The 13,752-nt window shown below is 68.4% G+C and carries 15 protein-coding genes; 13 read left to right on the top strand and 2 right to left on the bottom strand.

Annotated elements, in window-relative coordinates:
* Nucleotides 1-10: 10 nt before the first annotated feature.
* Nucleotides 11-1,009, bottom strand: coding sequence for a tRNA dihydrouridine(20/20a) synthase DusA (dusA, locus tag AO057_RS12960; protein ID WP_057676350.1), 999 nt, complete (start codon nucleotides 1,007-1,009; stop codon nucleotides 11-13).
* 95 nt (nucleotides 1,010-1,104) lie between these two features.
* On the opposite strand from dusA, the gene AO057_RS12965 reads away from it, so the two are divergent.
* The 12 genes from AO057_RS12965 to fabG are packed head-to-tail and all read left to right on the top strand — an operon-like array spanning nucleotide 1,105 to nucleotide 12,252.
* Nucleotides 1,105-1,377, top strand: coding sequence for a phosphopantetheine-binding protein (locus AO057_RS12965; RefSeq protein ID WP_057676351.1), 273 nt, complete (start codon nucleotides 1,105-1,107; stop codon nucleotides 1,375-1,377).
* 24 nt (nucleotides 1,378-1,401) lie between these two features.
* On the top strand, nucleotides 1,402-1,917 hold the full coding sequence (locus tag AO057_RS12970; RefSeq protein WP_057676352.1) for a COG4648 family protein: 516 nt from the start codon (nucleotides 1,402-1,404) through the stop codon (nucleotides 1,915-1,917).
* A gap of 10 nt (nucleotides 1,918-1,927) precedes the next feature.
* The gene (locus AO057_RS18510; protein ID WP_205630023.1) at nucleotides 1,928-4,114 is read left to right on the top strand and encodes a polysaccharide deacetylase family protein; all 2,187 of its coding nucleotides are present in this window, start codon (nucleotides 1,928-1,930) and stop codon (nucleotides 4,112-4,114) included.
* A 12-nt stretch (nucleotides 4,115-4,126) separates the two neighbouring features.
* Nucleotides 4,127-4,855: a class I SAM-dependent methyltransferase gene (locus AO057_RS12980; protein ID WP_057676353.1), complete on the top strand. Its 729-nt coding sequence runs from the start codon at nucleotides 4,127-4,129 to the stop codon at nucleotides 4,853-4,855.
* Entirely contained in the window at nucleotides 4,852-5,151 is a 300-nt protein-coding gene (locus AO057_RS12985) for a 3-hydroxyacyl-ACP dehydratase FabZ family protein (protein WP_057676354.1), read from the top strand. Before AO057_RS12980 ends, AO057_RS12985 begins: the two co-directional genes overlap by 4 nt.
* Nucleotides 5,148-6,095, top strand: coding sequence for an LpxL/LpxP family acyltransferase (locus AO057_RS12990; RefSeq protein WP_057676355.1), 948 nt, complete (start codon nucleotides 5,148-5,150; stop codon nucleotides 6,093-6,095). Before AO057_RS12985 ends, AO057_RS12990 begins: the two co-directional genes overlap by 4 nt.
* Nucleotides 6,082-6,681 (top strand): LolA family protein, encoded by a 600-nt coding sequence (locus AO057_RS12995; protein WP_240480780.1) that lies wholly within the window; start codon nucleotides 6,082-6,084, stop codon nucleotides 6,679-6,681. Before AO057_RS12990 ends, AO057_RS12995 begins: the two co-directional genes overlap by 14 nt.
* Entirely contained in the window at nucleotides 6,678-9,053 is a 2,376-nt protein-coding gene (locus AO057_RS13000) for an MMPL family transporter (protein WP_057676357.1), read from the top strand. The genes AO057_RS12995 and AO057_RS13000 overlap by 4 nt, the downstream gene beginning before the upstream one ends.
* A gap of 34 nt (nucleotides 9,054-9,087) precedes the next feature.
* The gene (locus AO057_RS13005; RefSeq protein WP_057676358.1) at nucleotides 9,088-10,281 is read left to right on the top strand and encodes a beta-ketoacyl-[acyl-carrier-protein] synthase family protein; all 1,194 of its coding nucleotides are present in this window, start codon (nucleotides 9,088-9,090) and stop codon (nucleotides 10,279-10,281) included.
* On the top strand, nucleotides 10,278-11,078 hold the full coding sequence (locus AO057_RS13010) for a beta-ketoacyl synthase chain length factor (RefSeq protein WP_057676359.1): 801 nt from the start codon (nucleotides 10,278-10,280) through the stop codon (nucleotides 11,076-11,078). Before AO057_RS13005 ends, AO057_RS13010 begins: the two co-directional genes overlap by 4 nt.
* On the top strand, nucleotides 11,053-11,505 hold the full coding sequence (locus AO057_RS13015; protein WP_057676360.1) for a hotdog family protein: 453 nt from the start codon (nucleotides 11,053-11,055) through the stop codon (nucleotides 11,503-11,505). The genes AO057_RS13010 and AO057_RS13015 overlap by 26 nt, the downstream gene beginning before the upstream one ends.
* 27 nt (nucleotides 11,506-11,532) lie before the next feature.
* On the top strand, nucleotides 11,533-12,252 hold the full coding sequence (fabG, locus tag AO057_RS13020) for a 3-oxoacyl-ACP reductase FabG (RefSeq protein WP_057676361.1): 720 nt from the start codon (nucleotides 11,533-11,535) through the stop codon (nucleotides 12,250-12,252).
* Here the strand turns inward: fabG and AO057_RS13025 are convergent.
* Nucleotides 12,249-12,944, bottom strand: a complete 696-nt coding sequence (locus AO057_RS13025) for a phosphatase PAP2 family protein (protein ID WP_082605555.1) — start codon at nucleotides 12,942-12,944, stop codon at nucleotides 12,249-12,251. The two genes, fabG and AO057_RS13025, sit on opposite strands and share 4 nt — an antisense overlap.
* Nucleotides 12,945-13,041: 97 nt before the next feature.
* Here AO057_RS13025 and AO057_RS13030 point away from each other — a divergent pair, with 97 nt between their 5' ends.
* Nucleotides 13,042-13,743 (top strand): lysophospholipid acyltransferase family protein, encoded by a 702-nt coding sequence (locus AO057_RS13030; protein WP_205630024.1) that lies wholly within the window; start codon nucleotides 13,042-13,044, stop codon nucleotides 13,741-13,743.
* Nucleotides 13,744-13,752: the final 9 nt, after the last annotated feature.

Consider the following 13,752-nt stretch of genomic DNA (forward strand, 5'->3'; position numbering starts at 1 on the left):
TCGCCGGGCTTCAGGCGGCCGCACGCGCCTGACCGTGCGCCAGCGCCATCACCTCGCGCGGATCGAGCGGCTTGAGCTTGTGGTCGCTCCAGACCTGGCGCCAGCGCCGCGCCCCGGGCAGGCCGTGGCGCAAACCCAGCATGTGGCGTGCAATCGCGTACCAGGGGCAGCCATCCTCGGCGGCGGCGCGTAGCATGTAGTCCACCATCTGCTGCTCCACCGTCTCGCGCGTCAACGTCGTAGATGATGCACCGAAATACTGCTCGTCCCAGGAGGCCAGCCACCAGGGGTTGTGGTAGGCCTCGCGCCCGATCATCACGCCGTCGAGCAGGCGCAATTCGCGCGACACCTGATCGTCGGTGGTGAGGCCGCCGTTGATCACGATGTTCAGCTGGGGGAAGTCGTGCTTGAGCCGGTGCACCAGCTCGTAGCGCAGCGGCGGAATCTCGCGGTTTTCCTTCGGGGACAGGCCCTGCAGCCAGGCATTGCGTGCATGCACGATGAAGGTGGCGCAACCGGCCTCGGCCACCGTGCCGACGAAGTCGCGCACGAACTCATAACTCTCGGTCCGGTCGATGCCGATGCGGTGTTTCACCGTGACGGGCACGGACACCGCGTCCACCATGGCCTTGACCCCCTCGGCCACCAGCTTCGGCTCGGCCATCAGGCAGGCGCCGAAGGCGCCGCGCTGCACGCGCTCGCTGGGGCAGCCGCAATTCAGGTTGATCTCGTCGTAGCCCCACTGCTCGCCCAGCTTCGCGCAGCGGGCCAGATCGGCCGGTTCGCTGCCGCCCAGCTGCAGCGCCACCGCATGCTCCTCGGCATTGAAGCGCAGATGGCGCGCCACGTCACCATGCAGCAGCGCACCGGTGGTGATCATCTCGGTGTACAGCCGCGCGTGGCGGCTCAGCAAGCGGTGGAAATAGCGGCAATGGCGGTCCGTCCAGTCGATCATGGGCGCGACCGACAGGCGCCAGGGCCCGGGGGCGGCAGACTGGGGGGTGAACATGCGCCAATTATCTCAGGCGACACGGCGCCCACCGTTAAAATGGCTGGTTGCCCTTTTCAGCCCACCCTGTTTCCCCGCCTGTCACACGCCCTCTCATGAGCACCACCGACACCCAGACCGAATTCGAACGCGAGATCGCCGGCTTCATCGTCACAGCCCTGAACCTCGAAGTCACCCCCGAACAGATCGCCCCGCTGGACCCGCTGTACGGTGACGGCCTGGGCCTGGACTCGATCGACGTGCTGGAGATCGCCCTGGCCGTTTCCAAGCAATACGGCTTCCAGATGCGCTCGGACGACCCGGACAACGCCAACATTTTCAGCTCCCTGCGCAGCCTGGCCGCGCACATCGCCAGCCACCGCGTCTGAGCCGCTGCGGCCTCGCACCTGTCCATGAAAACAGGACTGTGGTTCAAGACGGCTCTGGCCCTGCTGCTCCTGCTGGGCTACCCGGCCGCCATGCACTGGCTGCTGACCGCTTCCAGCTGGTCGCACGCCACGCTGGCCTGGATCAACCTGGCGCAGACCGTGGGCATGCAGTCGCTGCTGGCCTGGTTCTTCGGCCACACGCTGCGCCCGGGCCGTGAGCCGCTGATCGCCCAGTTCGCCCGGCGCATCCATGGCGCGGACTACAGCCCGCGCATTGCCCGCTACGCGCGCCAGGCCACCTGGGCCTGGACCTGGTTTTTCATCGCCATGGCCGTGATCCCGCTGGTCCTGTTCTTCACGGCCTCGTTGACCACCTGGTCCCTTTTCGTCAACGTGCTTTCCATCCCCCTGCTGGGCGGGATGTTCGTGGCCGAATACGCAGCGCGGCGCTGGTGCCTGCGCGGCATCCCCCACGTCTCCATCCTCCAGAGCTTCACGATGTACCGCGACAAGCGGCGCGCCGCGGGCGACGGCACCTGAACCACCGACCATGCCGGCCCTCATCTCGCACCGCACACCCCAGGCCCTGATGGCCTGGTCCAAGGGTCGTGGCATCACGGCGCTGGACTATCTGGCGGCCGTGCGCCACATGGCAGCGCGCCTGCCGCAAGACGCCGCCGTGCTCAACCTGTGCAGCAAGCGCCACCACTTTGCCGTGGTGCTGGGCGCCGCCCTGCTGCGCGGCGTGCCGCTGCTGCTGCCTTCGACCCGCACGCCCGAGATGCTGCAGCGCCTGGGCCAGCGTTACCCCGGCCTGCACGCCGTGGTGGATGCCCCCGGCGACAGCGGCGGCCTGCCGCAGATCGTCTACGAACGCGGCCCCATTCCCGCCGCCGACGCGCCCTTCGACGTACCCGAGATCGACGGGGAGCAGATCGCCGCCTACGTCTTCACCTCGGGCTCCACCGGCGAGCCCATGCCGCACGCCAAACACTGGGGACCGCTGGTGCAGAACGCCCAGGGCGCTGGCCGCCGGGTGCGCGAGTGGCTGGGCACGGATCGGCCTTTCACGGTCACCGGCACCGTGCCGCCCCAGCACATGTACGGCTTCGAATCCACGGTGCTGCTGCCCCTGCTCAACGAGGGCGTGATCGACGCCAGCCATCCTTTCTACCCGGCCGATATCGCGGCCGCGCTGCAAGACACGCCTGGCCCGCGTGTGCTGGTCAGCACGCCCTTCCATCTGCGCACCCTGGTCGAAGCGCAGCTCCCCGTGCCCCCACTGTCCCTGCTGCTGAGTGCCACCGCGCCGCTGGCACCACAGCTGGCACGCCAGGCCGAGGAAACGCTGGGTGCCCCGCTGCTTGAAATCTACGGCAGCACCGAAACCGGCCAGATCGCCGCGCGCCGTTGCGCGGCCGGCGATCTGTGGCAGACCTTCGACGGCATCGAAGTTCAGGCCGAGCCGGTCGTGGATGGCGAGCCACGCTTCAGCGCCCATGGCGGCCACGTGGAAGGCGTGGTGCCGTTGAGCGACGTGCTGGAGCTGCAGTCCCCCACCCGCTTCGCCCTGCTGGGCCGCCACGCCGACATGGTCAACATCGCCGGCAAGCGCACCTCGCTGGCCTACCTGAACCACCAGATCAACAGCATCCCGGGTGTGGTGGATGCCGCCCTCTACTGGCCGCAGGACGCCGCCCAGGACGCGCAGGGCCGCATCCAGCGCCCGGTCGCTTTCGTGGTGGCACCCACGCTGAACGAGGCCGAACTGCAGCACGCCATGCGCGAGCGCATCGACCCGGCCTTCCTGCCGCGCCCCATCCATTTCCTGCCGGCCTTGCCGCGCAACGCCACCGGCAAGCTGCCCCAGCAGGTCCTGGCCGAACTGGCGCGACAAGCAACACAGGAGCGCAGCGCCGCTCACGCCACGACCGCCATGGCCCCGCCCGGCCAGACCGCCCGCTGGAAACCGGCGCCTTTCGTCCAGGTCTCCCTGGGCGTGCACGCCTTGGCCGGTGTCGGCCTGCTCACACCCGCCTGGCCCCTGAGCCTGGGTGCGCTGGCGGCGAACCATGCGCTGATCGCGGCCACCGGCCTGTGGCCGCGCAGCCATTGGCTGGGACCCAACCTGACGCATCTGCCGCGCCAGCGCCCTGAAGTTGCGATCACCATTGACGACGGCCCGGACCCGCAGGTCACGCCCGCCGTGCTGGACCTGCTCGATACGCTGCAGGCCAAGGCCACCTTCTTCTGCATCGGCGAACACGTGCAGCGGCATCCGGAACTGGCGCGCGAGATCGTGCGGCGTGGCCATGCCCTGGGCAACCACAGTCAGCGGCACAGGCACCATTTTTCCGTCATGGGGCCGGGCCAGTTGCGTCGTGAAATCAGCACCGCACAAGCCACCCTGGAAGACGTGACCGGTCAACGCCCGCAGTTTTTCCGTGCGCCGGCCGGCCTGCGCAATATCTTCCTCGACCCCGTGCTGCACGAGCTCGGCCTGCAACTTGCCAGCTGGACACGGCGCGGCTTCGACACCCGCACGGGGGATGCGGCCCTGGTGCTGCAACGCCTCACCCGCAACCTGGGTGCCGGTGACATCCTGCTGCTGCACGACCACCATGCTGCCCTCGGCCCCGCGGGCCGGCCCGTGCTGCTGGACGTGCTGCCCCCGCTGATGGCCGCCCTGCGCGCGCAGGGCCTGCAGCCTGTGCGGCTGGAACCCCATCGTCTCTGAACCCCGCCCACCATGTCCCGTACCCCCCGACTGCCGTCCGCGCTGCTGGAACAAGCCACGGCACCCTACCGTCCGCTGGGCAGCTTCGCCTGGCGTTTCGCCCGCGGAAAACTCGGCGGTGATCCGGCCTTTGCCAACCTGCTGCAACGCGGCCTGATTCCACCCCATGCCCGTGTGCTCGACATCGGCTGTGGCCAGGGCCTGATGGCCGCGCTGCTGGGCAGCCTGAGCGGCGCATCACCGGCCGAGCGCGCCTGGCCCGCGGGCTGGGCGCCGCCGCCCGCCGGCGCGCAGGTGCACGGCATCGAGCTCATGCCGCGCGACGTGGAACGCGCGCGGCAGGCACTGGCCCACCTGGGCAATCGCGCCCGTTTCACGCTGGGCAATATGTGCACGACCGAGTTCACCCCGGCCGATGCCGTGGTCATCCTCGACGTGCTGCACTATGTGGACTACGCCGCCCAGGACGACGTGCTGCGCCGCGTGAAGGCCGCCCTGGCACCCGGCGGCGTGCTGCTGCTGCGCGTGGGCGACGCCGCCGCCGGCCTGCCCTTCAAGATCAGCAACTGGGTCGATGCCATGGTTCTCCTGGCGCGTGGCCACGGCATCGCGCGCCTGTACTGCCGCCCCCTGGCCGAATGGCAGGCCCAACTGCAGGCCTTGGGTTTTGCCGTGGAGACCCTCCCCATGCATGCCGGCACGCCCTTTGCCAACATCCTGCTGGTGGCTCGCCGCACATGAACACCCTGCCCCTGTCCATCGCGCCAGACCACCCCGCCTACGCCGGCCACTTCCCCGGCCAACCCATCCTGCCGGGGGTGGTCCTGCTCGACCGGGCCCAGCGCGCCGTGGAGCAGGCTTGCGGCATCGTCATCGGCGGCATCGCCATGGCCAAGTTCCTCAGCCCCTGCCAACCGGGTGATGCGCTGGTGCTGGACTTTGAAGCGAGCGATGCTGCGGTGCGCTTCGAGATCCGCAGCGGCGAACGGCGCATCGCCAGCGGGCGCTTCACGGTGGCCACGGCCAGCCAGGCATGACACCCCAGCAGCCCCCTGGTCACGGACATGGCACTGAGACGCCGGCCTGGCTGCAGCGCAAGGAGCGCGGCAGCCTCGCCATGCTGCGCTTCATGACCTGGCTGTCGCTGGCGCTGGGGCGCCGCCTGACCCGTCCCATCGTCTATGGCATCGCGCTCTATTTCCTGCTGGCCGTGCCCGCCGCGCGCGCGGCCTCGCGCGGCTACCTGCAGCGTGTCCTGGGCCGACCCGCCAGCTGGCGCGACATGTACCGCCACATCCTGGCCTTTGCCAGCACCATCCATGACCGCGTCTACCTGCTCAACGACCGGCATGAGCTCTTCGACATCCGCGTCTACGGCGAAGAGCTGCTGCCGGCGGCCGAGGACGCCTCGGGCGGCCTGCTGATCTTCGGCGCCCACCTGGGCAGCTTCGAGGTGCTGCGTGCACTGGCGCGCAAGAACGCCCGGCACAAGGTCTGCGCCGCGATGTACCCGGAGAACGCACGCCTGCTCAACAGCATGCTGGCCCGGGTCAACGCCCAGGTCGTGCTGGACATCATTCCCCTGGGCCGGCTCGACGCCATCTTCACGCTCAACGAACGGGTCCAGGCTGGCGCCTGGGTCGCCCTGCTGGCCGATCGCGCCGTGGGGCCGGGCACGCACCTGCAGGTGCCCCTGTTGGGCGAGCCGGCCCCCTTCCCGCTGGGGCCGTTCCGGCTGGCCGCCATCGTGCGCCGCCCGGTGTATTTCATGACCGGCCTGTACCGCGGCGGCAACCGTTACGACATCCATTTCGAGCGCCTGGCCGATTTCAGCGGGACCTCTGCAGCCCAGCGCGACAGCGTCATGCGCACGGCCATCGAGCGTTATGCCCAACTGATCGAACAGCATTGCCGCCAGGCACCGTATAACTGGTTCAATTTTTATGACTTCTGGAAAGAGACTTCCCGTGCGTCCCGCTGACACCCACCTGCGTCGTGGCCTGCTAGCGCTGCTCGGTGCCATGCTGCTGGCCGGCACCTCCGTTGGCCAGGCTGCGGAATGGCAGGTGGGCGAGCTGATGCAGCTGCTGGCCCAGACGAAAAGCGGCCAGGCCCGTTTCGTCGAGCGCAAGTACATCGCCATGCTGGACAAGCCGGTCGAATCCTCGGGCGAGCTGTCCTTCTCGGCGCCGGACCGCATGGAGATGCGCACGCTCAAGCCGAAAAAGCAGTCCATGCTGCTGGACGGCAACCGCCTCACCCTGGAGCAGGATGGCCGCCAGAAGACCGTGAGCCTGCAGTCCTACCCGGAAGTGGCGGCCTTCGTCGAAGGCATACGCGGCACCCTGGCCGGCGACCGCCAGGCCCTGGAAAAAGTCTACAAGGTGCACCTGATCGGCACCCCGGTCCGCTGGCAACTCATGCTGGTGCCGCGCGAGCCCGCGATGAACCGCATCATCAGCCGCATCCGCATCGGGGGCAGCCAGGGCGAGGTGACGCAGGTGGCCTATGACCATGCCGATGGCGACCGCTCCGAAATGCAGATCACCCCGGTGACCCGGCCATGAAGCACCTGCGCGCCCACCTGCCCATCGTGCTCTGGCTGGCCGCCCTGCTGGCCTGCGTGGCCGTGATCGCCCGCACGACCTTCGTGGCCGACCTCTCGGCCTTCATGCCGCGTGCACCCAGCGAACGCCAGCAGATGCTGATGGACCAGTTCAAGGACGGCATCATCGCGCGCCTGATCGTGGTCGGCATCGAAGGCGGCGACGCCGCCGAGCGGGCGCGGCTCTCGAAGGCGCTCTCCGCGGCGCTGCGCCAGCAGGTCGAGTTCATCGGCGTGCAGAACGGCAGCGCCACGGACCTGGCGCTGGACCGTGCCTACGTCTTCGACAACCGCTACCTGCTCAGCCCCGCCGTGGACGCGCAACGCTACACGGAAGAAGGCCTGCGGCGCGCCATCGGATCCACGGTGGATGACCTGTCCGGCAGTGCCGGCATGCTGCTCAAGCAGTTGTTGCCGCGCGACCCGACCGGTGAGACGCGTGAACTGCTGGGCCAGTTCGAAGGCAGCTCGCAGCCGCCCAGCACCGAGGGCGTCTGGTCCACGCGCGACGGTGCGCGCGCCCTCCTGCTGCTGCAGACCCGGGCCGAAGGTTCGGACATCGATGCACAGGCCCGCACGCTCGAGACGGTGCGCAGCGCCTTTGCCGCCATCCCCGACCGCCAGGCCGACACCCGCCTGCTGATGACGGGCACCAGTGTCTTCTCGGTCTCGTCGCGGGCCCTGATCGAAAGCGAAGTCCACCGGCTTGCCGCCGCCAGCCTGGTACTGGTCGTCGCCCTGCTGCTGCTGGTCTACCGCTCTTCGCTGCTGCTGGGCCTGAGCCTGCTGCCCATGCTCACCGGCACGCTGGCCGGCATCACGGCGGTGAGCCTGGGTTTCGGGCAGGTGCATGGCATCACGCTGGGCTTTGGCACCACGATGATCGGCGAGGCCGTCGACTACGCCATCTACCTCTTCGTCCAGCGCCCGGGCCCCGGCGCAGCGCGGCTCTTCTGGCGCACGCTCTGGCTGGGCCTGCTGACCTCGGTAGCGGGATTCCTGGCCCTGCTGGGTTCGGGCTTCCCGGGCCTGGCGCAATTGGGGCTCTACTCCACGGTCGGTCTGGTGGCCGCCGTGCTGGTCACACGCTACGTCCTGCCCCGACTCATGCCTCAGCATCTGCCGGCGCCTGACCTGCCGCGCACCGGCGAACTGCTACTGAGACTGATGCGCCAGGCACCGCGGCTGCGCTGGCTACTGCTGGTGCTGATGCTGGGCATGCTGGTGGTGGTCGGCCTGCATGCGGACCGCATCTGGAACCGCAGCATCTCCGCCCTCAACCCGGTGACCCAGGCCGATCAGCAGTTGCACGAGGAGCTGCGCCGCGACCTGGGGGCCTCGGATCTGCGCTACCTGGCCGTGCTGACGGCGGCGGATCCCGAGCAGGCCCTGCAGCAGGCCGAGCGCGCCGGCAGCGTGCTGCAGGGCCTGAGCCGTGCCGGCATGCTCGCAGGCTTCAGCTCCCCGAGCCAGGTCCTGCCGAGCCTGGCCAGCCAGCAGGCCCGTCAGGCCGCGCTGCCGGAACCTGCGCAGTTACGCCAGCGCCTGAATGCGGCACTGGCCGGCCTGCCCCTGCGCCCCGAGCGCCTGCAAGGCTTTCTGACGGATGTGGAAAACAGCCGAACCCGTCCCCTGCTGACGCGCCGCGACCTGGACGGCACCGCCTCGGCGCTGCTGTACGACTCCCTGCTGATCCTGCGGGAACGCGACGTGCTGGTGCTGATGCCCCTGCGCCCGCACATCGTCGATGAGGCGGAGCAGGACATCGACATCGAGCGCATCGATGCGGCACTGAAAGCCGACGGCATCTCGAACATCACCGTGATCGACCTGCTGGCCGAGACCAGCGCCCTGTTCGACAGCTACCTGCACGAAGCGCTGCTGTTCTCGGGCCTGGGTTGCCTGGCCATCCTGGCCCTGCTTTTGCTGACGCTGCGCTCCATCACGCGCGCGCTGCGTGTGGCCCTGCCCCTGGCCTGTGCCGTGGTCTGCGTGACCGGCACCCTGCTGCTGGGCGGGACCTCGCTGACCATCCTGCACCTGGTCGGCCTGCTGCTGGTGGTCGCCATCGGTTCGAACTACGCCCTCTTCTTCGACAACGCGAACACTGGCAGCAATGCCCAGGAGCAGCGCCAGACCAGCATTTCCCTGGTGACGGCCAACCTGACCATCGTCGGCAGCTTCGGCATGCTGGCGCTGTCCAGCGTACCTGTGCTGGCCATCCTGGGCATCACCGTCGGCCTGGGCACGGTGCTGGCGCTGCTGTTCTCGGCCATCCTGGCCCGTCCACAAGCCGGCCTGCCGCAGGCTGCACCGGTAGAATCGCCCGCCTGAACCTGGCATAAGCCGCCATCGATCCCATCCCCCCATGTTGCCGCTCCACCTTGCCGCCTACACCATGACCAGCGCCCTGGGCGCCGGGCTTGCACCGACGCTCGACGCCCTGCGCGACCAGCGCAGCGGCGTGCGATCCATGCACTGGGAAACCGTCGATCTCGACACCTGCATGGGCGCCGTGGACGGACTCGATGCCTACGCGCTGCGCGAGGACCTGCACGCCTTCGATTGCCGCAACAACCGCCTGGCGCAGATGGGCCTGGAGCAGGACGGTTTCGCGGCTGCCGTGCGCGAGGCCATCACCCGCCATGGCAAGGACCGCGTGGGTGTGTTCCTGGGCACCAGCACCTCGGGCATCCTCAGCGCCGAACTGGCCTACCGCCACCGCGATCCCGGCACGGGCCAATTCACCGGGAACGTGGACTACCAGCACAGCCACAACAGCTATTCCGTGGGTGATTTCGTGCGCTCCTACTTCGGCCTGAACGGGCCGGCCTTCGTGGTCTCAACCGCCTGCTCGTCAAGCGCCAAAGTCTTCGGCAATGCCCAGCGCATGATGGCCTGTGGCCTGATCGATGCGGCCATCGTGGGCGGGGTCGATTCGCTCTGCCTGACCACGCTCTACGGCTTCAACTCGCTGCAACTGGTCTCGAACCGTCCCTGCCGCCCCTTCGATGCCGGGCGCGACGGCATTTCCATCGGTGAAGCGGCGGCCTTCGTGCTGCTCGAACGCGCCGACACGCCGCCGGCCGGCGCCATCGTGGTCAGCGGCATAGGCGAATCCAGCGACGCGCACCACATGTCATCCCCCCATCCGCAAGGCCTGGGCGCGCGCCAGGCGATGCAGGCCGCCCTCGACATGGCGGGCCTGGTGCCCGGACAGATCGGCTACATCAACCTGCACGGCACGGCCACGCCCAGCAACGACGCCTCCGAAGACAAGGCAGTGAGCAGCCTGTTCGGCACGGGCACCCCCTGCAGTTCCACCAAAGGCCACACCGGGCACACCTTGGGCGCCGCCGGTGGCATCGAGGCCATCATCTGCGCGTTGGCCCTGCAGCACGGCCTGGCGCCGGGCGGCTGCGGCACCGAAAAGATCGACGCAGAGCTGACCTCCAACTACCTGCTGGCCAACAGGGAGCTGCCCCTGCAACATGCGCTGAGCAACTCCTTCGGTTTTGGCGGCAGCAACTGCAGCATGGTGCTGTCGAGGGTCGAGGCATGAGTCAGCTACAGGTTCACGTGCAGGGCGTCGGGGTCTACGGCCCCGGCCTGTCGGGCTGGACACAGACGGCCGAGGTGCTCGCGGGTCGCACCCCGCTGACCCTGGCCCCCCTGCAACTGCCACCGGCCGAGGCGCTGCCCCCCGCAGAACGGCGCCGGGCCGGCACCGCCATCAAGCTGGCCTTCGCCTCCGGGTTCGAAGCCATCCGCCAGGCGGGCGCCGACCCCGCCACCCTGCGCACGGTCTTCACCTCCAGCGCCGCCGACTGCGACAACTGCCACGCCATCCTCGAGACCCTGGCCTCCAGCGACCGTGCGGTGTCGCCCACCCGTTTCCACAACTCGGTGCACAACGCGCCGTCCGGCTACTGGAGCATAGCCACGGCCTGCCGCGCGCCCTCCACCAGCCTGTGCGCTTACGACGGCTCCTTTGCCGCCGGCCTGCTTGAGGCTACCACCCAGGTGCTCAGTGCCGGCGAGTCCTGCCTGCTGCTGGCCTATGACACCCCCTATCCGCAGCCCCTGGCCAGCCTGCGCCCGATCGCCTACCCCATGGGCGTGGCCCTGCTGCTGAGCCCCCGGCCGAGCGCGGCGACGCTGGCCTCGCTGAGCCTGGGCCTGACACACGGGCAGGCGAGCCGCATGAGCGATCCGGCGCTGGAGCAACTGCGCCTGGGCATTCCGGCCGCGCGTTGCCTGCCGCTGCTGCAATGCCTGGCGCAAGGCCATGGGGGCCAGGTCACCCTGGAATACCTGGACGGAACGGGACTCGATGCAGACATCCGCCCTGCTGCCTGACCACGCCTGGATCGCGGCCCGCATTCCGCACCAGGGCAGCATGTGCCTGCTCGACAGCGTTCTGCGCTGGGACGAGAGCAGCATCGTCTGCCAGGCCAGCAGCCACACCCACGCCGACCACCCGCTGCGTGCGCAGGGTTCCCTGGGCATGGCCAATGGCATCGAGTACGCGGCCCAGGCCATGGCCGTGCACGGCGCATTGCTGGCGGGCAGCGAGACCGCCCCGGCCGCCGGCTACCTGGCCAGCGTGCGCGATGTGCAGTGGCATGGGCCACGACTCGACACGCTGCCGCCCGTTCTGCGCGTCCATGCCCAGCGCCTTTCCGGCGACGGCAACACCCTCCTCTACAGCTTCCATCTCGAAGCGGGAGAGGCCACCGTGCTGAGCGGTCGCGCCAGCGTCATGCTCGACGCCAGCAAGGCCTGAGTTCTTTTCACCCGCCATGGACCCCGCATGAAATACGCACTCGTCACCGGCGGCAGCGGCGCCATCGGCGCGGCCATCTGCCGCCAGCTGGCCGCCGACGGCCTGCACGTCATCGTCCACGCCCACCGCAATGTCGAGGCGGCCGAAGCGCTGCGCGCAGAGATCGTGGCCGCGGGCGGATCGGCCAGCACCGTGAGTTTCGACGTGGCCGACGAGGCGGCAACGCGCGCGGCGCTGGAAGCCATCGTCGCGCAACAGCCCATCCAGGTACTGGTCAACAACGCCGGCATGCACGACGATGCGGTCTTTCCGGGCATGAGCAGCGCGCAGTGGCATCGCGTGATCGACGTATCGCTCAACAGCTTTTTCCACGTCACGCAGCCCTTGACCATGCCCATGATCCGCACCCGCTGGGGACGCATCATCACGATCACGTCCATCGCAGGCATCACCGGCAACCGCGGGCAGACCAACTATGCGGCCGCCAAGAGCGGCCTGCATGCGGCCAGCAAGTCGCTGGCGCAGGAACTGGCCAGCCGCGGCATCACCGTCAACGCCATCGCGCCGGGCATCATCACGTCCGAGATGAGCAAGGACGCCTTCGATGCTGAATCGATCAACCGTCTGGTGCCCATGAAACGCGCCGGCCGCCCCGAGGAGGTGGCCGACCTGGTCGGCTTCCTGGCGTCGGAGCAGGCTGCCTACATCACCGGCCAGGTGATCTCGGTCAACGGCGGGATGATCTAGGCTGCCACAGAGACCTGACCCTGGCGCGTCGCCACCCGAGCGGCAAACAGCCGGCGAAACAGTGCCAGCGTGAGCAGACCACCTGCGCCACCCAGCAGCACACCGCCCACCACATCCAGCACCACGTGCTGCTTGGTTGCCAGGGTCGAGTAGGCGATGACGACGCACCACAGCCAGTTCAGGGCCAGCCAGACGCGGCCGACGCCGACGGCACGCAGCTGATGGTGCAGCCAGATCGCCGAGAACACGGCGATGGCCACGTGCAAGGAAGGGCAGGCATTGCCCGCCGTGTCGACACCTTCGAGCATGGCCAGGGCGCTGCCCGGCGGCCGCTCGAAAGCCGGCACGCTCGTGGGCCAGAAGTAAAAGCAGGCCAGGCCGACCAGGCAGGTGCCGCCCACACTCAGGCCGTAGTACAGCAGTTGCCGCAGATTGGGCATCAGCGCCGGAGACAGGCAGGTGTAGAACCACAGCGAGAGGTAGGGCACCCAGGCCCACCCCTGCATGGGGATGGCCCGGTCCAGCCAGGTGAGGGGCATCGTGCTCACCTGCGCATGCGGGTAACGCAGCAGGAAAAAATAGGCTTCGAAAAACAGCCAGATGAAGAGCGCTGAACCCGGTGCCTTGAGCCACCAGAGGCGCCAGAACAGGCGGTTCAATTCGCGCGCCGGGGACTGTCGGGAAAGAGGCATGGTCAATAATCGCTGATCTGTGCGCAATGGTATCAACTTGGCTATGCAATCGCGACGATCCGGCAACCCGCTCTGGCGACTCTACGAAGTTTTTGTGATGGTTTTCGGGCTGGGCCTGCTGGCGGTGATATGCCTGCTGTCGATCCCGCTGTTCCTGCTGCTCTTCATCGTGCTGCCGCGTCGCTGGCACAGGGCGGTTTCACGCCGCATCATCCGTTTCGGCTTTCATGGCTACCTCCGGACCCTGCACTGGGTCTGCCAGATCCGCACCGACCTGCGTGAACTGGATGGCCTGCAAGACGAAGGGCCGCTGATCATCATCGCCAACCACCCCTCCCTGCTCGACGCGGTCATGCTGCTGAGCTGTTCGTCCAAGGCGACCTGCGTGCTCAAGGCCAGCCTGCTGCACAACCCCCTGTACGGCGTGGGCGCGCGTATGGCCAGGTACGTGAGCAACGAGAACCCGCGCCACATGATCGAAGGCGCCTGCCGTGAACTGGCGCATGGCGCCCATTTCATCCTGTTCCCGGAAGGCGGACGCAGCCGCGAATTCCCCATCAGCGGCCTCTCCAGCGCCTGCATTCTGATCTCGAAGAAAAGCCAGGTGCCCATCCAGACGGTCATCCTCGAGTTTTCCACGCCTTATCTGGGCAAGCACTGGGGCCTGTTCACCCCGCCCGTCCTGCCCCTCACCATCCGGGCCCGTCTGGGGCGGCGCTTCGAGCCGCCGGCGGTCACCGCCCAGGCACTGAGCGAGCTCGACAGCTATTTCCGCAGCGAACTCCAGCCGAAGGACTGAAACCGTAGC

The sequence above is a fragment of the Curvibacter sp. PAE-UM genome (assembly GCF_001432305.1).
In the GTDB taxonomy this organism is placed as follows: Bacteria; Pseudomonadota; Gammaproteobacteria; order Burkholderiales; family Burkholderiaceae_C; genus Hylemonella.